Below are 22,547 nucleotides of genomic sequence, written 5' to 3'. Positions count from 1 at the left end.
CATGTGTGCGTACTCCGGAAATAAGCCGTGCAGACCGATCCACAACATTTCACCAAGGCCGTCACCGAATTTGGCAACGTTCGGCCTGTCGTGACCACAGAGCCCATCTTCAATGCCAAGGGCATCAAGATCATCGAGCGGGGCGTGGCCATCAACCCAGGCCTGTACGAAAGGCTGATGGCGCATACGCTGTCCGCGCCTCTCGAAGACTCGGTTTCGAGTCTTCCTTCGGTCAATGGTCACACACTGCGCAAGGGCATCGAAGACCTGGCGGCCCAGACACCTTTCTTCGGACGGATGCTGGAGGATCGGGAGATACGCGACGTCCTGCTGGACGTCGTCGAACGCCTCCATCTGCCGGATCCCATCGCCTTCCAACTGACGATGGCCCACGAGATACGCCCCAGCCTGTACCAGCATCTGCTGAGCACCACGCTGACGGCCGCCTGGCTTGCGATCGTCAGCAACATGTCCCGCCTGCACCTCAGGGTGGCAGCCACGGCCGGGCTGCTGCACGACCTGGGCATGCTGCACCTCGACCCGCTACTGCTGGAATACAGGAGCGGCATCGATCGCAATCAGCACCGGCAGCTTGTTTCCCACCCCCTGGTATCCAGTACCTTGATCGAGCGGCACAAGGAATACCCCCGGGAAGTCGTTCAGGCCGTGATGGAACATCACGAATTCCTGGACGGCTCGGGTTATCCCCGCAATCTGCCGGGTGCGCAGATCAGTCCCTGCGGCAAGCTCATGGCCCTGACCGAACTGGTGACCGGTGCTTTCGCGCCCGGACGCGAAGTCCCCGAATTGCGCCTTTCGATTCTTCTGCGCATGAACACGCACCGTTACGACAGCGTGCTGTCAGAAATGATCATCGGCCTGCTCAAACCGCAAGAAGAATCGGTGGCCTCCATCACGTTGCTGAGGGACCCGATCAGCTGTCTGCTGGAAATGGAAAAGGTGTTGACCACCTGGCCTGAAGAGAAGATTGCGGAGTCCAACCTGCCTGCCGAGCAGAAAAAAGTTCTGCTGCCAATTGCCGCACAGGCCGCGCAACTCCATCGCACCCTGGCGGGGGTTGGGGCCACAAAGGAACAGCTGGAGCAACTGGGTAAGGATGCGCTGGACCCACATCTGCAGGCCGAACTGACCTTGCTGGCCAGCGAAGCCGCCTGGCAACTCCGCGCCATAGCACGCCGTGTCCGGCGGCAGTGGCGCACCGAGGCCGACGATGTCGCAGAGCAAAGACTCTACGAGTGGCTGACAAGCGTGGACACAGCCATCGCGCTCACGACGCGGGAATACAGCTCCGACGATGCCTGAGCCAGCGCTCAGGCCCGGCTAGGCCCAGGCCTTGAGGTACTCGTCCCAGTGCGATTCGGCCGGCGCCAGATTGCCCAGCGTCTCCTTGACCAGCGTGATTTCCCGGTCGTACTCGGCCTCCAACATGCCGCCGCGCATTTTCTGGAAACGGCAGTACAGCAGGTAGGTGTTCATTACGTCCGTCTCGCAGTAACGGCGAATGTCTTCCAGCTTGCCGTCCAGATAGGCCGGGTAGACCGCGGAGCCGTCCATGCCCAGCTTGCCGGGGAAGCCGCAGAGCTTGGCCATGGCGTCCAGCGGCGCGTTGTTCTTGGGTTGGTACAGGGCCAGCAGGTCCATCAGGTCCAGGTGGCGCATGTGGTAACGGCTGATGTAGTTGTTCCACTTGAAGTCGCGGTCGTCCTCGCCCTGATCCCAGTACTTGTCGGCCACCACGCCGTGCTGCAGGCCACGGTAGTGCAGCACGGGCAGGTCGAAGCCGCCGCCGTTCCAGCTGACCAGTTGCGGCACATGCTTTTCCAGCGTGTTGAAGAAGGTCTGGATGACTTTGCCCTCGCTTTTGCCATCGCGGTCCACGAAGGAGTGGATGCGCAGGCCCTCGGCGTTGCGGAACACGGCGCTGATGACCAGGATGCGCTGCAGGTGCAGGGGCATGAAATCGCTCTGCCCCTTCTCCTTGCGCTCGGCCAGCCAGGCGGCGTAAACCTGCTCGTCCGTGCTGTCGGCGGGCATGTCGCGCAAGGCGCGCAGGCCGGCGATGTCGGGTATGGATTCGATGTCGAAGACAAGAACGGGAGAAATCATGCGGGGATGTTACCCGAGCAGATTCACAGCAGGGCTTCGCGCGTGATGCCGCGGCGGGCCAGGTTGCGCTTGAGCTTGAACAGGGCCTCGTTCTGCACCTGGCGCACCCGCTCCCGCGTCAGGCCCAGACGCTGGCTCAGCACGTCCAGGGTTTCGGGTTCACGGTCATGCAGGCCGAAACGCCCTTCCAATACCTCGCGCTCCCGCTCCGAAAGGCTCTGCAGCCAGTCTTCCAGCAGGCGTTCCACCTCGTGCGTCTGCGTGATGCCGCTGGGATCGACGGCCAGTTCATCCACCACGGTCTCACCCAGGGTCTGCTCACCATCCGTGCGATCCAGCGTGGCGTCAAGCGACCTGGGTGTCTCGGCAAGCGCCAGCAACTCGGCCACCTCGTGGATGTCGCGGCCCAGGAAATGGGCCACGTCCTCGACGCGTACGCCGTCGGGCCGGCTCGCCACGAAGACCGCGTCGTTCTCAAGCTCGCGGCGTGCACGCAGCACCTGCTGCAGCTCGCGCACCACATTCACCGGCAGACGTATCACCCGACCCTGCTGCATCAGCGCCCGTTCCACCGCCTGGCGTATCCACCAGGTCGCGTAGGTGGAGAAGCGGAAACCCCGCTCGGGCTCGAACTTCTCGATGGCGTGCATCAGGCCGAGGTTGCCCTCCTCGATCAGGTCGGACAATGGCACTCCACGCCCGAGGTAGAGCTTGGCGATGCTGACCACCAGGCGCAGGTTGTGCTCGATCATGCTCTGGCGCGCGGCAAAGTCGCCTGCGCGCGCGCGCAGGGCCGTCTCGTACTCCTGTGCAGGGGTGAAAAGCTCGGTGCGCCGTATATGGCGCAGATAGGAGGTCAGCGCGTCGCCGGAATCCGACACCAGCTCGGCCACCGCCGTCGGCGCTATATCGGCCTCGATGACACCGGGCAGCGGCACCCCTTCATCAGGGCCTGCGGGTGCGGCACGCGTATCGTTTTTGCCGTGAGGGGAGCGTCGGGGCATGGCGTTTCCTCACGGTCGTCCTGCAGGCTAGCGCGGCGGCAGGTATTTGATCGGGTCGACCGGTTTGCCCTGGCGTCGCACCTCGAAATGCAGCTTCACACGGTCGGCGTCGCTGTTGCCCATCTCGGCAATCTTCTGGCCCTTGCGCACTGCCTGATCTTCCTTGACCAGCAGGGTCTTGTTGTGCGCATAGGCTGTCAGGTAGGTGTTGTCGTGCTTGAGGATGATGAGGTTGCCGTACCCCCGCAGGCCAGCCCCGACATACACCACCTTGCCCTCGGCCGCCGCCAGCACCGGCTCGCCGGCGTTGCCGCCCAGATCCAGGCCCTTGTTCTTCACCTCGTCAAAACCTGCCAGCACGGGGCCGGGCACCGGCCAGATCCAGCTCAGACCGGATTCGGCTGCCGCGGCCGCTGCGGCTGGCTCGGTCGTCGTCGTGGCCGCTGGCCGTGCCGCCGCGCTGGAGTTCTGCCCTGGCTGCACCTGGGTGGAAGCGATGCTGCCGGAGCCAATGGGCCGGGTCACGACACCGTTGCTATCGGCGGCCGTCGCCGCGACGGGCGGGGCCACGCGCAGCACCTGGCCCACGCTGATCTGGTTGGGTTGCTCGAGGTTGTTCCAGACCGCAATGTCTTTCCAGTTCTGTCCAGTCTCCAACCCGATGCGTATCAGCGTCTCACCGGGCTTGACAGTGTAGTAACCGACCTTGCCGGCGTTCTCGAAGCCCGGGGGCTGCTTCACGGGCGTAGTGTTCGGGTCCATGACCGGACGGGAGACGCTGGTGCGCCTGTCTTCCACCGGGGCGCTGCTCAGGCCCGTGCCGCAGGCCGCCAGCACCATCGTGGCCACCAGCAGCAAACCCGAGATTCCTGCCCGTCGCGAATAAACCGTCATAGCTGTTTCCTTCATGCGATGCCCGATTTTAGAGGGACAAAGTGCACCGCCTCAAGCAGGGTGTGTTGCAGGCCTGCGGGGGTCCTGTCGACCACCAGCAGCGCCTGGGCGCCGCCGACTGCCCGCGCCACCGGCGCCACCAGACGCCCACCGACGGCGAGCTGCTCGACCCAGGCCGGCGGCACGGCCTCGCCCCCCGCGGCCGCGATGATACCGGCGTAGGGTGCGCCTTGGGCAAAACCCGCCATGCCGTCGCCAAACAGCAAATGCACGTTGGGCAGGCGCAGCGGGCGCAGGTTCTCGCGCGCCTTGTCGTGCAGGCCGCGCAGACGCTCGATGCTGTAGACTTCTTTCACCAGCAGGCTCAGTACGGCCGCCTGGTAGCCACAACCCGTGCCAATCTCCAGCACGCGCCCCATGGGCTCGGTGCGTCCGGCCAGCAGCAGCTCTATCATGCGCGCCACCACATTGGGCTTGGAAATGGTCTGTCCCAGGCCGATGGGCAGGCTGGTGTCTTCATAGGCCTGCGTGGCCAAGGCTGTGTCGACGAAACGGTGCCGCTCGACGCGGCCCATGGCCTCGAGCACGCGCGCATCCTTGATGCCCTGCGCCCCCAGCTTATTCACCATGGCCAGGCGCACCGCTTGGGAATCCAGCCCCAGGCCCTGCGGCGTGGCCGTCGCCTGCACGGGACGCGAAAGCGAAACCGGCGCGCCGGGACGTGCTGGTTCGGCAGCACGGGCAGGCCGGCTGTCCAGGCGCGCCGGGAAACCGGGGCGCGGCCTTGCGCTCATGCGGGCTCCTTGCGACCCAGCTGAGCCATGGACTGCGCCCAGTAACCCAGGCGTTCGTGGTCCGAAAGATCAACCTTGAGCGGCGTCACCGAGACATGGCCCTGCAAGGTGGCATGGAAGTCGGTGCCTTCGCTCTCGTCCATCGCCGGGCCGGCCGCGCCGATCCAGTACATGGTCTCGCCGCGCGGGCTGGTCTGGGTGATGACCGGTTCGGCCGCGTGGCGGCGTCCCAGGCGACAGACCTTGGCGGGTTTGAGCTGCTCCAGGGGCAGGCAGGGGATGTTGACGTTGAGCAGCCAGGGCTGCGCACCCACCATGCGGTGCGCCATCATCTGCACCACCAGTTCACGCGCACGCGCCGCTGCAGCATCCAGGTGCTTCCAACCTTTCTCCGTCTGAGAGAAGGCGATGGCGGGTATGCCAAAGAGATAACCCTCCATGGCCGCCCCGACTGTGCCGGAATAGATGGTGTCGTCACCCATGTTGGCGCCGTTGTTGATGCCCGAGACCACCAGATCTGGCCGGTAGCCCAGCAGACCGGTCAGCGCAATGTGCACGCAGTCGGCCGGCGTGCCGTTGACGTAGCGAAAGCCGTTGGCGGCGCGGTGCACGTACAGCGGGGAATGCAGGGTGAGCGCATTGGACTTGGCACTGTTGTTGTGCTCCGGCGCCACCACCTCGACCTCGGCCACATCCTGCAAGGCTTCATACAGCGCCACGATGCCGGGAGCCTGGTAGCCGTCGTCGTTGGAGATCAGGATTTTCATGGTAACGATGTCACGCGCTCATTGTAGGTGGCTGGCCCGTCCGTCTTGATCTGCGTCACGCGAGGGACAAGAGAACAAACAGCGTTGCACGTATCATGCCCGACACACCACGGCACAGATACAGGAGACTCAGAATGCACGCATGGTTATGCACGGATCCCACGGGAGTGGACGCTCTGGTATGGACGGAACAGCCTACCCCGCAGCCCGGTCCCGGCCAGGTGCTGGTGGCGATCAAGGCGGCCAGCCTGAACTTCCCCGACCTGCTGATCGTGCAGAACAAGTACCAGATCAAGCCGCCCCTGCCCTTTGTGCCAGGCGCCGAGTACGCCGGGGTGATCGAGGCCCTGGGCGAAGGTGTCACGAATCTGAAACTCGGCCAGCACGTGGCCTGCCTCTCGGGCACCGGCGGTTTCGGCACCCACACCCTGGCACCGGCCGCCCTGTGCCTGCCCCTGCCGGCAGGTTTCCCCTTTGCCGATGCAGCCGCCTTCATCATGACCTACGCTACCTCGCACCACGCCCTGGTGGACCGGGCCCAGCTCAAGGCTGGTGAGACCCTGCTGGTGCTGGGCGCGGCCGGTGGGGTGGGCACGGCGGCCATCCAGATCGCCAAGGCCCTGGGCGCGCGGGTGATCGCCGCAGCCTCCAGCGATGACAAGTGTGCGCTGTGCAAGACCATCGGCGCCGACGACACCATCAACTACAGCACGCAGGACCTGCGCGAGCAGCTCAAGGCCCTCACCGGCGGCAAAGGCCCGGACGTGATCTATGACCCCGTGGGTGGCGACCTGGCCGAACCGGCCCTGCGCTCCATCGCCTGGCGCGGTCGTTACCTGGTGGTAGGTTTTGCCGCCGGCCCCATCCCCGCGCTGCCCCTGAACCTGCCGTTGCTCAAGGGCGCGTCCATCGTCGGCGTATTCTGGGGCGAGTTCGCCCGCCGTGAACCCCAGGCCAACGCCGCCATGATGATGGCGCTGGCCCAGTGGTACGGCCAAGGCAAGATCAAGCCCGTGATCGACAGCACCCTGCCCATGGCCGGGCTCAAGGCCGCCTACGCGCGCATGGGTGCGCGCGATGTGAAGGGCAAGCTGGTCCTCGTCAACTGAGCGCACCAGTGCAGCCATCGGGCGGCCCGGCCGTCCGGATACCTTGTCGAGAATCACGGGCTTGGTTCGTCGTGCATCATGAACTCTGATGCAAACCATCCTCGCATGACCACGGACATGACAACCCCCACCCTTGAAGCGGCACCACCGCTGGCCGGCCGGCGCGAATGGATCGGCCTGGCGCTGATCACACTGCCCTGTGCCGTCTACGCCATGGACCTCACGGTGCTCAACCTGGCCCTGCCCGCCATCAGCGCCGACCTGCGCCCCACCCCCTCGCAGCTGCTATGGATGGTCGACATCTACGGCTTCCTGGTAGCAGGCTTCCTCATCACCATGGGCACGCTGGGTGACCGCATCGGGCGCCGCCGGTTGTTGCTGATCGGTGCCGCAGCGTTTGCAGGGGCCAGCACCCTGGCCGCCTTCGCGCACAGTGCCGAAGCCCTGATCGCCCTGCGCGCCCTGCTGGGTGTGGCCGGTGCGACGCTGGCACCTTCCACGCTCTCGCTGATCCGCAACATGTTCCACGACGAGCGGCAGCGCCAGTTCGCCATCGGCATCTGGATCACCGCCTTCTCGGTCGGCAGCGCCATCGGGCCGCTGGCAGGGGGCCTGCTGCTGCAGTGGTTCCCCTGGGGCTCGGTCTTCCTGGCCGCTGTACCGGTGATGCTCCTGCTCCTGCTGCTGGGCCCGTCCCTGCTGCCTGAGTACCGTGACCGGCAGGCCGGCCGGCTGGACCTGCCCAGCGTAGCCCTCTCACTGGCCACGGTGCTGCCGCTGATCTGGGGCCTGAAGCAATGGGCCGAGAGCGGCCCGCACCGGGCTGCCTTCGCGGCGCTGGCCTGCGGCGCAGCCATGGGACTGGTGTTCGTTCGGCGCCAGTCCCGGCTGGCTTACCCGCTGCTGGACCTGGGCCTGTTCCGTCGCCCGGCCTTTGCCGCGGCGCTGACCATCTACGCCCTGTCCTGCCTGGCCATGTTCGGCGTCTACATCTTCATCACGCAGTACCTGCAGGGCGTGCTGGGGCTGAGTCCGCTGGCCGCCGGCCTGGCCACGGTGCCCTGGGCCCTGGGTTTCGTCGTGGGTTCGATGCTGGCGCCCCGACTGACGCGGCGCTGGCCCCCGCACCAGTTGCTGGCAGCGGCGCTGCTGGTGGCGGCCTTCGGTTTTGTTCTGCTGCTGGCCACCCATGACCTGGCCACCCTCCCGGTGCTGATCGCGGCCACCGTGGTCATGAGCCTGGGCATGGCGCCGGTCTTCACCGTCGGCACGGAAATCGTCGTGACCTCGGCACCGCCCGAACGCGCTGGCGCGGCCTCCGCCATGGCGGAAACTGCGTCTGAATTCAGTGGGGCTTGCGGTATCGCCATCTTTGGCAGCCTGGGCACCTTGCTGTACCGCGAACGTCTGGTGGCAATGGTATCGGCCGATGTGCCGGCCGACAGTGCAGCAGCCGCTGGCGCCACCCTGGGCGGGGCGTTGGCCGCTGCTTCGGCCCTGCCTGATCCACTGGGCATCTTGCTGCGCGATGCCGCACGCCTCGCCTTCACCGATGCCCTGCACGCCGCGGCCATCGTCGGCGCCGCCTTGCTGATCATCGCCGCCCTGCTGGTGCGGCGCATGCTGACGCCGCGAACGGCACCCTGAAACGAATCAAGGCCCCGAAGGGCCTTGATTCAATGTGATGCGTTGGGGTGGCTGATGGGACTCGAACCCACGACGACAGGAATCACAATCCTGGACTCTACCAACTGAGCTACAGCCACCGTAAGGCCGAAATTATAACCTCAGTCGTTCACGAGGCGCTGCGCGGGGCATTCGCCGGGCGCGGCACCTTGATCTGCACCTTGAGCCGCTCTTGCAGCAACTGGTAATAGGCCTGGCCCTCGGCCTGCATCCACCATTGGGCGTACTGGGCACGTTCCTGGCGCTGGGCATCGGCCGCAGGGGCTGCGCGTTCCACGCGCTTGATGACACGGGCCACGACATAACCCTGGGCACCGAGGTCCACACCCACCCAATGCGGCAGCTGGGCGGTATCGGCGCGCAACACGGCGTCGACCACGGCGGCCGGTAGGTTCTGCGTCTGGTCGCGCGACACCACTTGCGTGACGCCCGTGGCGGCGCCCGCCGGGTTGGCCTTCCAGGCTGCAAGCTTCTGCTGGCCGTCCTGGCGCGCCAATTCGGCGGCGCGCGCCAGCACCACACGCTCGCGCACCGTGGCGCGTACTTCGGCCAGCGGCAGGGTACGCGCCGGTGTGTAGGCCGTGATGCGCGCTGCGGCCAGTTGGCTGGGAGCAATCTCCACCGCTTCGGTATTGCGCTTGTTGCTTACGCTGTCGGCAGAGAAAACCGCTTCAAGCAGTTTCTGGCTGGCCAGCACGCCCTTGGCCGCCGGTGATGGCTGGCGACCCAGGCCACTGGCCGTCTGAATCTCGAGCTTGAGCTTGTCGGCCACGGGCTTGAGGCTGTCAGACTGCTCATAGACACCATTGGTAAAGAGTTCGGCGGCCTCGGCATACCGCGCACGTGCCTGCTGGTTGCGCAGGTCTTCTTCCAGGCTGGCACGCAGTTCGGCAAAGCTCTTCTGCTTGGAAGCCTTGATGTCGGTCACACGGATGATGTGGAAGCCGAAATCAGATTCGACCACCTCGCTGATTTCCCCCTTCTTCAGGGCAAAGGCAGCGTCCTCGAAAGGTTTGACCATGGCGCCGCGCGGGAAGAAGTCAAGATCGCCGCCATTGGGGGCCGAGCCGGGGTCCTGCGAGTGCTTGCGTGCCAGCTGAGCAAAACTGTCGGGGGCCTTGCGCACCTGGGCCAGCAGCTCCTGCGCGCGCTCACGCGCTTTCTGGCGATCGGCAGCCGGTGCGTCCTTGGCCGCAGAGATCAGGATGTGGCTGGCACGGCGCTCCTCGGGGCCACTCAGGCGTGCGGCATTCTGCTCGTAGTAGCTGCGCAGGTCCTGCTCGTTGAGCTTGATCGTCTTGCGCACGGCATCGATGTCCAGCACGATGTACTCGATGCTGGCCTGCTCGGGGGCCTGGAACAGGGCCTGGTTGGCCTGGTAGAAGGCTTCCAGTTCGCTGTCTTCGGGCTTGACGCGTGCCGCGTACTCCGCCGTGGCAAAACGCGCCAGCTGCACTTCACGTCGTTCGAAGTAGGCGTTCAGCGCCAGGTCGGCCGGCACGGCCGGGATGAAAGCGGTCTGGGCCACGCCGGCCTGCACCTGACGTGCGGCCAGGTCGTTGCGCATGCGGGCCTCGAACATCTCCGGGCTCATGCCCTGGCGACCCAGCAGCTGGCGATAGCGCTCCATGTCCAGCGTGCCGTCAGGCCGGCGCAGTTCGGCGATGGCCGGGATGGACTGCAACTCGCGGGCCAGGCGTGCATCGCTGGCGCCCAGGTGCGCGGCCTGAGCGGCCTGCACCAGCACGCGCTCGCGCACCAGGCGCTCGAGCGTGGCGTAGCGGGCCTGATCAGAATCGAGCAGCTTGGCATCGATCGTAGGCATGAGCTGACGCACACGCTCGACTTCCTCACGGTGCGCCGCATCCCATTCACCGCGCGTGATCTCGGCGCTGCCGACACGGGCCACCGTCCGGTCCTTCTCGAGGAAACGGTTGTAGCCATCGATGCCGACCAGCACGAAAGACGGGATGATGATCAGGAACAGAACGATCATCATGATCTTGTTGTGCTTGCGTACGTAATCAAACATGGGAACGCTCTCCAGCAAAAAAAGAAAAAAGGCGAACACATCGTTCGCCTTTGCCTGGGTGGTGGGTGCTGACGGGGTCGAACCGCCGACCTACTCCGTGTAAAGGAGCCGCTCTGCCAACTGAGCTAAGCACCCCACCGAAACAGGATCATCAGTTCAGCGCGTCCTTCAGAGCCTTGCCCGGACGGAACTTCGGCACCTTGGCTGCCTTGATTTTAATCGCAGCGCCGGTGCGGGGATTGCGACCGGTGCGGGCGGCACGTTTGCCCACGGCAAAGGTGCCGAAACCCACGAGGGAAACAGAGCCACCCTTTTTCAGCGTGGTCTTGACGGCACCGATGGTGGACTCCAGCGCGCGGGTAGCGGCGGCCTTGGAAATGTCGGCATGCTTGGCGATGTGCTCGATCAGTTCGGTTTTGTTCACAAAGATCCCCTTGTATGGAAACTGCGTTAGTCAGTTGGTCTTGTCAGAAATTTGGCTTGCCGCTCCGGTTGGGCAAACCGGTCGCGGATGGCTGGGCCATGCAGTTTGTGCTGCTGCATGCGATTAGAGCCACGGATGATACCCGTGTCAACATGGCATGCGGCATTACAACAGCGCGGGGGCGAATTCTAGACGCATTTTTCCTGCGGCTGTTATCACCCGCTCACAAATAAATCTTCCTGACCCGGTCATTCACGACTAGGCGCCGCTGTGAAAATGGTTTAGCACCGGACGTCATTCGTGCCGGCGCTCGCAGCGCACCACATCAGCGCGCAGAACGCACGACCAGACTCACGCCCACCGCCGTCAGCACCGTACCGGTGATGGTCAGCAGCGTGATCGGTTCGGAGAACAGCAACCAGGCCATCAGCGCCGTGGTGGGAGGCACCATGTAAAGCAGGCTGGTCACGCTGGTGGCCGCGCCCCGCTGGATCAGCAGGTACAGCAGGGAACTGCCCCCCAGCGTGAGCCCCAGCACCGACCAGGCCATGGCCGCCACCAGCTCCCAATTCACGCCGCCCGTCTGCGCCGTCCAGCCCATGGTTTCATTTTCAAACAAGGCCAGTGGCAGGGTGACCACCAGCGCCGCGATGAGCTGCACCGCATTGGCGCTGCGTACGTCGCAAGGCGCAACAAAGTGTTTCTGGTACAGCGTGCCTATGGTGATGCTCAGCAAAGCCAGCAGGGCGAGGGCCAGGTTGAGCGGGTCGGCTTCGCCGCCCTGGCCGAACTTGCGTGCCACCACCAGCGCCAACCCGGCAAAGCCCAGGGACAGGCCGACCCACTGCCGTCTTGTCACGGCCGAGCCGCGCGCCGACAGCCAGATGGCGGTGAGCACGGGTTGCAGGCCGACGATCAGGGCCACCAGGCCCGAACCCATGCCGGCTTTCACTGCGGCCCACACGCCGCCGAGATAGCCCGCGTGCATGAGTACACCCGTGACCGATAGATGCAACCATTGTGTGCGCGTGGCCGGCCAGGCCACACGGGCCACCAGGATCCAGGGCAGGAAACAGAGGATGGAGAACACGTAGCGCCAGGCCAGGAAACCCAGCGGGGGCGCGTGGGGCATGCCATAACGCGCCACGATGAAACCTGTGCTCCAGATCAGCACGAAGACCAGCGGCATGGCCCGCAACAGGGCCTCACTGTCACGACGGTGACTCATCGCGCAGCCGACTTCATTTCACACGGGCGCGGATTTCTGGCAGGGCCTTCTGCAGGTAGTACACCATGGACCACACTGTCAGCACCGCTGCGAGCCAGATCAGGCCGGTGCCCCATAGATGCGTGTCGATCAGGCCGAACAGCATGCCGTCGAAGAGCAGAAAAGGAATGGCCACCATCTGCACCGTGGTCTTGACCTTGCCCAGCATGTGCACGGCCACGCTGCGCGAGGCGCCGATCTGCGCCATCCATTCGCGCAGGGCCGAGATCGCGATCTCACGGCCGATGATGATGAGCCCCACGAAGACATCAGCGCGTTGCAGATGCACCAGCACCAGCAGGCTCGCACAGACCAGGAACTTGTCGGCCACCGGATCGAGGAAGGCGCCGAAGGAGGAAATCTGGTTGAGCTTGCGTGCCAGATAACCGTCAAGCCAGTCGGTCAGGGCGAACACCACGAACATCACGGTGGCGATCAGGTTGCGCGTGACGGGCTCCAGCGGCAGATAGAACACCCCAACGATCAGAGGGATCGCGACGATGCGCGTCCAGGTCATGAGGGTGGGGATGGTGAAGAACATTTGCATGATTGTGGCATGTCCGCAGGACCGGCCTGCCGCGGGCCGCGCGCTCAGTGCAGCGCGCGGTAGATGGCCTCGGCAAGTTCGTGCGAAATGCCGTCCACCGAGGTCAGGTCTTCGACACTGGCCGCCTCCACTCCACGCACACCGCCAAAACGCTGCAATAGCCGGGCGCGCCGCTTGGGGCCCACGCCGGGGATCTCCTCGATCCGGCTGCCCCCCGTGCGCACCTTGGCGCGGGCCGCGCGCATGCCGGTGATGGCGAAACGGTGCGCCTCGTCGCGGATCTGTGCCACCAGCATCAGGGCCGCCGAGTCCTTGCCCAGGTAGACCTTCTCGCGCCCGTCGGCGAACACCAGTTCCTCCAGACCGACCTTGCGGCCTTCACCCTTCTCCACCCCGACGATGAGCGCCAGGTCCAGGCCCAGCTGCTCGAAGACTTCGCGCGCCATCGCCACCTGGCCCTTGCCGCCATCGACCAGCACCAGATCGGGCAGGCGGTCCGTCCCCTCGGTGGCCATGCCCCCCTCGCCTTCGCCCCCTTCCCGCAAGGCCTGGGCCAGGCGTGCGTAACGGCGCGTCAGCACCTGGCGCATGGCAGCGTAGTCGTCACCCGGCGTGATGCCGTCGATCTTGTAACGGCGGTACTCGCTGTTCTGCATCTTGTGGTGGTGAAAGACGACGCAGGAGGCCTGCGTGGACTCGCCCGCCGTGTGCGAGATGTCGAAGCACTCGATACGCAATTCGTCCAGCCGGTCCTGCGGCAGGGCCAGGGCCTCGGCCAGCGCGCGCGTACGCGCCTGCTGCGAGCCTTCCTCGGCCAACAACCGGGCCAGTTGCAGGGCCGCATTGGTCTGCGCCATCTCCAGCCAGCTGCGGCGCAGTTCGCGCGGCTGGTGCACGGCACGGATCTTGATGCCGGTCTGCTCGGACAGGGCATCGATGAGCGACTTGCCTACCGGCTCGCTGGTGATCAGCGTGGGCACGGCCGGCACCTCCACATAGTGCTGGGCGATGAAGGCCTCCAGCACCTGCACCTCGACTGGTACGGCGGTGGATTCGTCCTCGCCTCCCAGCAGGGCCGCGGCATCCTCCACGTGCACCGGGAAATAGGCGCGATCACCCAGATGACGACCGCCACGTACCATGGCCAGGTTCACGCAGGCGCGTCCGCCCTGTACCTTGACAGCCAGGATGTCCACGTCACGGTCGTCCACGTTGTCCATGGACTGCTGGTGCAATACGTTGGACAGCGCGGCCATCTGGTCACGCAGCTCGGCGGCCTGCTCGAACTCCAGTTGTTCCGAATGCACCTGCATGCGCCCCTCGAGCTGTTGCAGCACCTGCTGCGTCTCACCACGCAGAAAACCTTCCGCATGCGCCACATCCTGCGCATAGGCCTCGGGCGTCACCAGGCCCACGCAGGGGCCGGAACAACGCTTGATCTGGTACAGCAGACAGGGCCGCGTGCGGTTGGCAAACACCGTGTCCTCGCAGGTGCGCAGACGGAACACCTTCTGCAGCAGCAGGATGCCTTCCTTCACAGCCCAGGCACTCGGGTAGGGGCCGAAGTAGTGGTGCTTTTTCTCCACCGCGCCACGGTAATAGGCTACACGCGGCCAGGCCGTGGCAGCCTTGCTGTCGGCTGGCTGGGCGACGGTGATCTTCAGATAGGGATAGCTTTTGTCGTCCCGGAACAGGATGTTGTAGCGCGGGTGCTGGGTCTTGATCAGGTTGTTTTCCAGCAGCAGGGCCTCGGCCTCGGAGCGCACCACCGTGGTCTCCAGGCGCACGATCTTGCCCACCATGTGGCCGATGCGGGTGCCATCATGGCTCTTCTGGAAGTAGTTGGCCACGCGCTTCTTCAGATTGCGCGCCTTGCCCACATAGAGCAGGCCGCCTTCGGCATCGAAGTAGCGGTAGACGCCGGGCAGCGACGGCAAAGCCGCCACCTGCGCCAGCAACTCCGCACTGTGTGCACTGCCCGGGTTGACCTCTTCCTTGATCGTCTCGTTTGCCATGCCCTGTATTGTGGACAATCCCGGCATGGGTTCTCCGCGTCTTTGGGACATTTTCTGCAAGGTCATCGACAACTACGGCGACATCGGCGTGTGCTGGCGTCTGGCGCGCCAGCTCGCCGGCCGTGGGCAGGCCGTGCGGCTGTGGGTGGACGACGCCAGCGCCCTGCGCTGGATGGCGCCCCAGGGTTGTCCAGATGTGGAGGTGCTCCCGTGGACGCAGCCACTCGCGCTGGAGAACCTGCGCCCAGGGGAGGTGCTGGTCGAGGCCTTCGGTTGCGAGATTCCTGGCGAGTTCGTGGCCCGCTACGTCGCCTGGCGCCAGGCCGATGGCCTGGCGCCGGCCTGGATCAACCTTGAATATCTGTCGGCCGAGCCCTATGTGGAGCGCAGCCATGGCCTGCCCTCGCCCCTCATGCAAGGCCCCGGGCGCGGCCTGGTCAAGCGTTTTTTCTACCCGGGCTTCAGCCCTTGCACGGGCGGCCTTCTGCGCGAACCTGATCTGCTGCAGCGCCAGTCCGGCTTTGACCGGACGGTCTGGCTGGGCCATCAGGGCCTCACACCCGACCCCGAGACGCAACTCGTCTCCTTGTTCTGCTACGAACCCGCCGCGCTGCCCGCCCTGCTGCAAAAACTGGCGCAGCAGGACCGCCCGGTCCTGCTGCTGGTCACCGCCGGTCGCGCCGCAGCTGCGGTACGCGCCTGCCCCCAGCCGCCCGGGCTCGCGCTGCACTACCTGCCCCACCTCACGCAGGACGGCTATGACCATCTGTTGTGGAGTTGCGACCTGAACTTCGTGCGCGGCGAGGACTCGCTGGTGCGCGCCCTCTGGGCCGGACGGCCCTTCGTATGGCAGATCTACCCCCAGCACGATGACGCCCACCACGCCAAGCTGGAGGCCTTTCTGTCGCAGATCGAAGCCCCGGCAACGCTGCGCAGCCTGTCCCGGACCTGGAACGGCCTGGACACCCATCCCCTGCCAGCGCTGGACTTGCCAGCCTGGTCGACCGCCATCGCGCTGGCCCGCGCGCGCCTGCTGGCGCAGACCGATTTGGGCAGCCGCCTGCTTGAATTTGTCGCCGTCCCACCCAACTGATGCCCCTGTCTCCCAAAAAACGTTAAAATTCAAGGCTTTGCGGAATCCCAACCGGCCCGGCCTGTGGAATTCCCCCTTACCTGCCGCACGAACACCGGTTTACTCGGGGCATAAAGCGGCCAACCGAATCAGCATTACGGAAACACTATGAAGATCGCTCAGGAAATTCGCGCCGGCAACGTGATCATGCACGGCAAGGACCCGATGGTCGTGCTCAAGACCGAATACAGCCGCGGCGGCCGCAACTCGGCCACCGTGCGCATGAAGCTCAAGAGTCTGATCGCCAACTTCGGTACCGAAGTGGTGTTCAAGGCCGACGACAAGATGGACCAGGTCATTCTGGACAAGAAGGACTGCACCTACTCCTATTTCGCCGACCCCATGTACGTCTGCATGGACGCCGACTACAACCAGTACGAAGTCGAAGCCGAGAACATGGGCGACGCCCTGAACTACCTCGAAGACGGCATGCCGGTCGAAGTGGTCTTCTATGACGGCAAGGCCATCTCGGTGGAACTGCCCACCAGCGTCGAACGCGAGATCACCTGGACCGAACCCGCCGTCAAGGGCGACACTTCGGGCAAGGTGCTCAAGCCCGCCAAGATCGCTACCGGGTTCGAAGTGCCCGTGCCGCTGTTCGTGAGCCAGGGCGACAAGGTCGAAATCGACACTCGCACCGGCGAATACCGCAAGCGCGTCTGAGCGTTTCAGGCACGTCGCTAAAAGGCCCCTGCGGGGGCCTTTTGTTTTTGGCCGCCGATTCGGTGTAGGCTACCTGCATGAGTGAAAAAGGCCTCATCGCACCTGCCCCGTTAGCGGCGGGTCATGACAACGGACCATCGCGTCTGGCCCTGCGCCGCGTGCTGATCGACACCTACCACGAGAACGTGGCCTATCTGCACCGCGACTGCGAGGTCTACCGGGCCGAAGGCTTCAAGGCCCTGTCCAAGATCGAAGTCCGCAGCAACGGCCGCAGCATCCTGGCCACACTGAACGTGGTGGACGACGCTTCCATCGTCGCCTGTGGCGAACTGGGCCTGTCCAAATCAGCCTTCAACCAGCTCAATGTGGAAAACGGCCATACCGTCACGGTGGCGCAGGCCGAGCCCCCTGAGTCCATCGGCGCGCTGCACCGCAAGCTTGCCGGTGAGCGCCTGTCGCTGGACGACTTCCGCGCCATCGTGCGCGACATCAGCGAGCACCATTACTCCAAGATCGAACTCACGGCCTTTGTCGTCGCCGCCAACCGTGACGAGCTCGATCGCGAAGAGGTACTTTTCCTGACCGAGGCCATGGTCGAGGTCGGCCGCCGGCTCGACTGGCGGGAGCCGCTGGTTGTGGACAAGCACTGCATCGGCGGCATCCCGGGCAACCGCACCTCCATGCTCGTGGTACCCATCGTTGCCGCGCACGGCATGCTCTGCCCCAAGACATCCTCACGTGCCATCACCTCGCCCGCCGGCACGGCCGACACCATGGAGGTACTGGCCGATGTGGAGCTGCCCATCGAAAAGCTGCAGGACATCGTGCGTCAGCACCGTGGTTGCCTGGCCTGGGGCGGCACGGCCAACCTTTCGCCGGCCGACGACGTGCTGATTTCGGTGGAACGCCCCCTGGCGCTTGATTCACCGGGCCAGATGGTGGCCTCCATCCTGTCCAAGAAGATCGCCGCAGGGTCCAGCCATTTGACACTGGACATCCCCATCGGCCCCACGGCCAAGGTGCGCTCCATGCCCGAGGCGCAACGCCTGCGTCGCCTGTTCGAGTACGTGGCACGGCACATGAAGCTCTCGCTCGACGTGGTGATCACCGACGGTCGCCAGCCCATCGGCTACGGCATCGGCCCGGTCCTGGAGGCGCGCGATGTCATGCGTGTCCTGGAAAACGACCCGCGGGCCCCCATGGACCTGCGCCAGAAGGCCCTGCGCCTGGCCGGGCGCATGCTGGAGGCCAACGCCGACGTGCGCGGTGGTGACGGTTTTGCCATCGCCCGCGACATCCTCGATTCGGGCCGTGCCCTGAAGAAAATGAACGACATCATCGAAGCCCAGGGCAGCCGGCACTTCGACGCCAACCACCCCCGGCTGGGCCGGCTCAGCTTCGAGATCCGTGCGCACGGCGCGGGCGTGGTCAGCGGCATAGACAACCTGCAGCTGGCACGCATCGCCCGTTTTGCCGGGGCGCCCAAAGTCAAGGAGGCCGGCGTGGACCTGCTGCGCAAACTGGGAGACGAAGTGCAGGACGGCGATGTGCTCTATCGCGTACACGCCAGTTACCCGGCCGACCTGGAGTTCGCGCGCCAGGCCTGCGCACGCTCCAGCGGCTATCGCCTCGGCCGTGTCGAGGACGTGCCACACGTCTTTGTGGAATTCTGAACATGCGCGCCTCCCTGTTATTGCATTTCGAGGATGAGGCCGACAGCGCCGTGCGCATCGCCGCCGCCGCTGGCATCGCTGCGGCCTGCATCTCGCGTCACCGTTTCCCCGATGGCGAGCTCAAGCTACGCCTGCCGGCCGCGCTGCCCGCACACGTCGTGCTGCTGCGCTCGCTGGCACAACCCAACGAAAAACTGGTCGAACTGCTGCTGGCCGCACAGACCGCGCGAACGCTGGGCGCCTCGCAGATCACATTGGTCGCGCCCTACCTGGCCTATATGCGACAGGACATCGCTTTCAGTCCAGGAGAGGCCGTGAGCCAGCGCATCGTGGGCCGTTTTCTGGCTGGCCTGTTCGATGCGGTCGTCACCGTGGACCCCCACCTGCACCGCATCGCCACGCTGGAAGAAGCCGTCCCCGTCCCGCGCACCGTGGTGCTCAGCGGTGCCCCCCTGCTGGCCGACCTGATCGCACGACACCGTCCGGATGCTTTGCTGATCGGCCCCGACGAGGAAGCCTTGCAGTGGGTCGCCCAGGCGGCCGCACGCCACGGTTTCGACCACGCCGTCTGCCGCAAGGTGCGCCACGGCGACCAGCATGTGGAGATCGCCCTGCCCGAAACCACCGTGCGCGGCCGTGCCGTGGTGCTGCTCGACGACGTGGCCAGCAGCGGCCACACCCTGGCCCAGGCCGCGCGCGGCCTGCTGGCCGCCGGCGCGGCTTCGGTCGACGTGGCCGTGACCCACGCACTTTTTGCCGGCGATGCCGGTCAGCTGCTCTGGAAGGCCGGCATCCGCCATGTCTGGAGCACCGACTGCATCGCCCACCCAAGCAACGCCGTGAGCATGGCCCCGGCCATCGCGGCTCATCTGAACTGAAAGACACCTGCCATGAAGACACCACACGACCTCAGCACCCGGACCCTGGCCGACGCCTGGGCCGATCTCAAAGCCCATGCCGACGCCGGCATTCCCCTGCAGGCCGATGCCTACCGCCTCGCGTTTGCCGACCCAGAATTCCTGCTGCGCCGGGAAACACGGGGCATCCGTTTCCAGCTCGAAATGCTCAAGCCCGACCTGGAGCAGCAGGAACAGGGCGTGACCAACACCGTCGTGGTGTTCGGCAGTGCCCGCTTCGCCTCGCCCGAGACAGCGCAAGCCCGGCTGGATGCGGCGCGGCGCGGCGGCGATGCCGCCGCACTGAAACTTGCCGAGCGCGACATGCGCAACGCCCAGCACTACGACCAGGCCCGACGCTTCGGCCGCCTGGTGGCCGAGCACAGCGCGCAGCTGCCCCAAAACGAGCGGCTCTACATCTGCACAGGTGGTGGCCCCGGCATCATGGAAGCCGCCAACCGCGGCGCGCATGAAGCCGGCGCCCTCAACGTGGGCCTGAACATCGCCCTGCCACACGAGCAGTCGGGCAACCCCTACATCTCCCCCAGCCTGTGTTTCAAGTTCCACTACTTCGCGCTGCGCAAGATGCACTTCATGATGCGTGCCAAGGCGCTCGTAGCCTTCCCCGGGGGCTTCGGTACGCTGGACGAGCTGTTCGAGATCCTGACCTTGGTGCAGACCGGCAAGTCCGAGCCGGTGCCCGTGGTGCTCTATGGCAGCAGTTTCTGGAAAAAGCTGATCAACTTCGAATTCCTGATCGAGGAAGGCGTGATCTCGCCCCAGGATGTCGGCCTCTTCAGTGTCGTCGACACACCTGAAGATGCCTGGGAAGCCATCCAATCGTTTTATCGGCTGGAAGACACGGCGCGGCCCTGAATTACCGCCGCCGGGCCACCCCAAGGCCATAGCGCCCGTGGAGGGCCGCGGCTACAGAGCGTGAGGAAGCGTGGGGGCCCTGAGCTTCCACGCGACAGGGCTGCCCAGCCCCACCACCGCCCCGACCACCCAGAACACCAGGGACACCCCCACCGCGGCACCGATGCTGCCAAAGAGCAGCGGCATTGCCACGCTGGAGCCGTTCAGCGACATCAGGCGCAGACCCAGGGCCTCCCCATGACGGTCGGCTGGCGTGATCTGGTGCAAGGTGCTCATGATCATGGGCTGCACCGAGCCCAGCACCAGTCCCAGCAGCACCGAACACAGGCCCATGCCCAGGGCACTGGGCATGAGGGGGTATATGCCAAACAGCACCGCCGTGGCCAGCATGGCGCCGCTGATCACCACCCGTTCGCGCAGGTGTTCGGCCAGCCAGGGCATGAGCAGACGCACCAGGGTGGCTGCAAGCGCAAAGGAGCCGAGCAACACGCCGATGGTCGAGGCGCTGTAGCCGCGCTCATGACCCAGCACCGGCAACACGAAGGTGTGCACATCCCAGCAGGACGAGAGAAACCAGTTCACCAGGAGCAGACGGCGCATCATGGGATCGCGCAGCAGGTCCCAGGCCCGGCGTTTACCCTGCTCGGCGGCTGTGGCGGCCGAAGGCAGGTCTGGCGTGCCGCGCACCCACCACCAGGTCAGCAGAGGCAGCAAGGCCAGGAACAGAAAAGCCACGCGGTAGCCGGTGAGATCCGCCGCCTCGCCGCCCAGCCACACCCCGGCGTGGTCGATCAGCAGGCCAGCCAGCAGCGGCCCCAGGAAATTGGAGGTGGCCGGCCCGATCGACAGCCAGCTGAACACCTGCTTGAGTTCGGTGGCGTCACGCGCCGCCCGGCCCACGTGACGCTGCAAGGATATGGAGGCGGCGCCCGTGGCGCCACCGCTGAGCAGGGCGGCCAGGCACAGCAGCGGAAAGACAGGGAACAGGGCCGCCAGCGCGGTACCGGCTGTGGCGGCGACCACGGCATAGGCAATCGGACGGCGCAGGCCATGGCGGTCGGCATACCTGCCGGCCGGCAGAGCGAGGAAGACTTGGGTGAGCGCGAACAGGGCCATCAGCACGCCCACGGCCCAGGCACTGTAGCCCTGCTTGAGCGCCAGCAAGGGAGCGGCCATGCGCAGGCCGGCCATGCAGGCGTGCAGGCAGATGTGTCCGCCGATGAGGCGCGCCAGCTGGAAACGCGGAGTCGCCGTCGTGCTGTTCACCCCTCGTCAGCCTCTTTGTCCACGGGCAGCAGAACCTGCGCCTGCGTCTCGGGCAGGGCCTCGACCTGGCGTAGCGCACGTTTCATGACATTGCTGCGGGTTTCGGCCTGCTGCAGGGTGTTGAGCACGGTCTCGGTCTGCGACTTGACCTTGGCCAGCACGTCGCCAAACTTACCGAACTCGGTCTTGACCGCGCCCAGCACCTGCCAGACCTCGCTGGAGCGCTTTTCCAGCGCCAGCGTGCGAAAGCCCATCTGCAGGGAACTGAGCATGGCCAGCAAGGTGGTGGGCCCGGCCAGGGTGATGCGGTGCTCGCGCTGCAGAGACTCCATCAGTCCCGGGCGACGCAACACCTCGGCGTACAGGCCTTCGGTCGGCAGGAACAGGATGGCGAAGTCCGTCGTGTACGGCGGCTCCACATACTTCTCGGCGATGGACTTGGCTTCCAGCCTGATGCGCGCCTCCAGCGCCTTGGCCGCCGCCTCGGCCGCCAAGGCGTCGGCACGCTGCTGTGCGTCGAGCAGGCGTTCGTAATCCTCGTTCGGGAACTTGGCGTCAATGGGCAGCCACAGCGGCGAGCCGTCGTCCGACTTGCCCGGCAGCTTGATGGCGAAATCCACCACGTTCTTGCTGCCTGGGCGTGTGGCGATCTGGGCTGCGTACTGGTCGGGCACAAAAACCTGTTCCAGCAAGGAGGCCAGTTGCGCCTCGCCGAACATGCCACGGGTCTTCACATTGGTGAGCAGGTGCTTGAGGTCACCGACACCGGCGGCCAGGGTCTGCATCTCGCCCAGGCCCTTGTGCACCTGTTCCAGGCGCTCAGCCACCTGTTTGAAGCTCTCGCCCAGACGAGCGTGCAACGTGGTCTGCAGCTTCTCGTCCACGGTGGCGCGCATCTCGTCGAGCTTGGCGATATTGGTCTGCTGCAGCTGGGCCAGTTGGGCCTCCAGCGTGGCACGTACCTCGGACATGCGTCGGGCATTGGATTCGCTCAGGTTGGAGAGCTGCAGCGTCAGCGTATCGGACAGCGTCTTCTGCAGCAGGGCCAGCTGCTGGCCGAAGGCATCGATCTGGGTGTTCTGCGTGCGGGTGGCCTCGGCCCCCTGCTGCACCAGGGTCTGCTGGAAGGTCGCCAGGTTCTGCGTCAGCTCCTGGCGCGAAGCGCGGGCCGATTCGCTGATCTCCTGGCGCAAACCGCGCGACAGCTGCTCGGCGGCCAGCGCCGACTTGCCTTCCTCGCGGCGCAACACGAGCGCCAGCAGCAGCACCAGATTCAAGACGCCCAGCACCAGCAGGGCCCAGAACACGACTGAGTTCAAACCATTCTCCTCCAGACCCGCTATTGTGATTGATGCGCGCGCGCCCTGATCCCCCG

The 22,547-nt window shown here is 65.5% G+C and carries 20 protein-coding genes and 2 tRNA genes; 8 read left to right on the top strand and 14 right to left on the bottom strand.

Going from position 1 to position 22,547, the window contains the following annotated elements; translation table 11 throughout:
* The first annotated feature begins 27 nt into the window (after nt 1-27).
* Complete coding sequence (locus AC07NT_RS04930) at nt 28-1,323, top strand: HD-GYP domain-containing protein (RefSeq protein ID WP_498597548.1); 1,296 nt, start codon at nt 28-30, stop codon at nt 1,321-1,323.
* Between the two features lie 18 nt (nt 1,324-1,341).
* Here the strand turns inward: AC07NT_RS04930 and AC07NT_RS04925 are convergent, their stop codons facing one another.
* Genes AC07NT_RS04925 through surE form a run of 5 tightly spaced genes read right to left on the bottom strand, consistent with a single transcriptional unit; the run spans nt 1,342 to nt 5,586 of the window.
* Nucleotides 1,342-2,124, bottom strand: coding sequence for a 3'-5' exonuclease (locus AC07NT_RS04925; RefSeq protein ID WP_498598502.1), 783 nt, complete (start codon nt 2,122-2,124; stop codon nt 1,342-1,344).
* A 26-nt stretch (nt 2,125-2,150) separates the two neighbouring features.
* Nucleotides 2,151-3,131, bottom strand: a complete 981-nt coding sequence (locus tag AC07NT_RS04920) for a sigma-70 family RNA polymerase sigma factor (protein WP_498597549.1) — start codon at nt 3,129-3,131, stop codon at nt 2,151-2,153.
* 27 nt (nt 3,132-3,158) lie between these two features.
* Nucleotides 3,159-4,025, bottom strand: coding sequence for a peptidoglycan DD-metalloendopeptidase family protein (locus tag AC07NT_RS04915; protein WP_498597550.1), 867 nt, complete (start codon nt 4,023-4,025; stop codon nt 3,159-3,161).
* An 11-nt stretch (nt 4,026-4,036) separates the two neighbouring features.
* On the bottom strand, nt 4,037-4,819 hold the full coding sequence (locus AC07NT_RS04910; protein WP_498597551.1) for a protein-L-isoaspartate(D-aspartate) O-methyltransferase: 783 nt from the start codon (nt 4,817-4,819) through the stop codon (nt 4,037-4,039).
* Nucleotides 4,816-5,586 carry a 5'/3'-nucleotidase SurE gene (gene surE / locus AC07NT_RS04905; RefSeq protein WP_498597552.1) on the bottom strand — a complete coding sequence of 257 codons (771 nt, stop codon included), beginning with the start codon at nt 5,584-5,586 and terminating at the stop codon, nt 4,816-4,818. Before surE ends, AC07NT_RS04910 begins: the two co-directional genes overlap by 4 nt.
* Nucleotides 5,587-5,720: 134 nt before the next feature.
* Here surE and AC07NT_RS04900 point away from each other — a divergent pair, with 134 nt between their 5' ends.
* Together AC07NT_RS04900 and AC07NT_RS04895 are read left to right on the top strand one after the other, a co-directional pair.
* Entirely contained in the window at nt 5,721-6,695 is a 975-nt protein-coding gene (locus AC07NT_RS04900; RefSeq protein WP_498597553.1) for an NADPH:quinone oxidoreductase family protein, read from the top strand.
* Nucleotides 6,696-6,812: 117 nt separating this feature from the next.
* The gene (locus tag AC07NT_RS04895) at nt 6,813-8,342 is read left to right on the top strand and encodes an MFS transporter (RefSeq protein ID WP_498597554.1); all 1,530 of its coding nucleotides are present in this window, start codon (nt 6,813-6,815) and stop codon (nt 8,340-8,342) included.
* 43 nt (nt 8,343-8,385) lie between these two features.
* Here the strand turns inward: AC07NT_RS04895 and AC07NT_RS04890 are convergent.
* The 7 genes from AC07NT_RS04890 to uvrC form a co-directional block, all read right to left on the bottom strand.
* A tRNA-His gene (locus AC07NT_RS04890) sits at nt 8,386-8,461 on the bottom strand.
* A gap of 29 nt (nt 8,462-8,490) precedes the next feature.
* On the bottom strand, nt 8,491-10,413 hold the full coding sequence (locus AC07NT_RS04885; protein WP_498597555.1) for a SurA N-terminal domain-containing protein: 1,923 nt from the start codon (nt 10,411-10,413) through the stop codon (nt 8,491-8,493).
* Nucleotides 10,414-10,472: 59 nt separating this feature from the next.
* Nucleotides 10,473-10,548 (bottom strand) — tRNA-Val (locus tag AC07NT_RS04880).
* Nucleotides 10,549-10,564: 16 nt separating this feature from the next.
* Nucleotides 10,565-10,837 carry an HU family DNA-binding protein gene (locus tag AC07NT_RS04875; protein ID WP_057675617.1) on the bottom strand — a complete coding sequence of 91 codons (273 nt, stop codon included), beginning with the start codon at nt 10,835-10,837 and terminating at the stop codon, nt 10,565-10,567.
* A gap of 325 nt (nt 10,838-11,162) precedes the next feature.
* Complete coding sequence (locus tag AC07NT_RS04870; protein WP_498597556.1) at nt 11,163-12,065, bottom strand: DMT family transporter; 903 nt, start codon at nt 12,063-12,065, stop codon at nt 11,163-11,165.
* Nucleotides 12,066-12,078: 13 nt separating this feature from the next.
* A complete protein-coding gene (gene pgsA, locus AC07NT_RS04865; RefSeq protein WP_498597557.1) occupies nt 12,079-12,645 on the bottom strand; it encodes a CDP-diacylglycerol--glycerol-3-phosphate 3-phosphatidyltransferase in 567 nt (188 codons plus the stop codon).
* 50 nt (nt 12,646-12,695) lie between these two features.
* A complete protein-coding gene (gene uvrC / locus AC07NT_RS04860; protein ID WP_498597558.1) occupies nt 12,696-14,666 on the bottom strand; it encodes an excinuclease ABC subunit UvrC in 1,971 nt (656 codons plus the stop codon).
* Between the two features lie 25 nt (nt 14,667-14,691).
* Here uvrC and earP point away from each other — a divergent pair, with 25 nt between their 5' ends.
* The 5 genes from earP to AC07NT_RS04835 all read left to right on the top strand — a co-directional run bounded on the left by earP (nt 14,692) and on the right by AC07NT_RS04835 (nt 19,906).
* Complete coding sequence (gene earP, locus AC07NT_RS04855; protein WP_498597559.1) at nt 14,692-15,759, top strand: elongation factor P maturation arginine rhamnosyltransferase EarP; 1,068 nt, start codon at nt 14,692-14,694, stop codon at nt 15,757-15,759.
* A gap of 147 nt (nt 15,760-15,906) precedes the next feature.
* Nucleotides 15,907-16,461 (top strand): elongation factor P, encoded by a 555-nt coding sequence (efp, locus tag AC07NT_RS04850; RefSeq protein ID WP_460488742.1) that lies wholly within the window; start codon nt 15,907-15,909, stop codon nt 16,459-16,461.
* Between the two features lie 77 nt (nt 16,462-16,538).
* Nucleotides 16,539-18,134, top strand: coding sequence for a thymidine phosphorylase family protein (locus AC07NT_RS04845; protein WP_498597560.1), 1,596 nt, complete (start codon nt 16,539-16,541; stop codon nt 18,132-18,134).
* Nucleotides 18,135-18,136: 2 nt separating this feature from the next.
* Nucleotides 18,137-19,012: a ribose-phosphate diphosphokinase gene (locus AC07NT_RS04840; protein ID WP_498597561.1), complete on the top strand. Its 876-nt coding sequence runs from the start codon at nt 18,137-18,139 to the stop codon at nt 19,010-19,012.
* A 12-nt stretch (nt 19,013-19,024) separates the two neighbouring features.
* Nucleotides 19,025-19,906, top strand: coding sequence for an LOG family protein (locus tag AC07NT_RS04835; protein WP_498597562.1), 882 nt, complete (start codon nt 19,025-19,027; stop codon nt 19,904-19,906).
* 51 nt (nt 19,907-19,957) lie between these two features.
* On the opposite strand, the gene AC07NT_RS04830 is transcribed toward AC07NT_RS04835, so the two are convergent.
* On the bottom strand, nt 19,958-21,172 hold the full coding sequence (locus AC07NT_RS04830; protein ID WP_498597563.1) for an MFS transporter: 1,215 nt from the start codon (nt 21,170-21,172) through the stop codon (nt 19,958-19,960).
* Complete coding sequence (locus AC07NT_RS04825; RefSeq protein WP_498597564.1) at nt 21,169-22,491, bottom strand: DNA recombination protein RmuC; 1,323 nt, start codon at nt 22,489-22,491, stop codon at nt 21,169-21,171. The genes AC07NT_RS04830 and AC07NT_RS04825 overlap by 4 nt, the downstream gene beginning before the upstream one ends.
* Nucleotides 22,492-22,547 lie beyond the last annotated feature (56 nt).

The sequence above is a fragment of the Hylemonella sp. GW821-FHT10B10 genome (genome assembly GCF_059415585.1).
The sequence above is the reverse complement of the archived record's forward strand: the minus strand, read 5'-3'. Positions and strand labels throughout refer to the sequence as shown.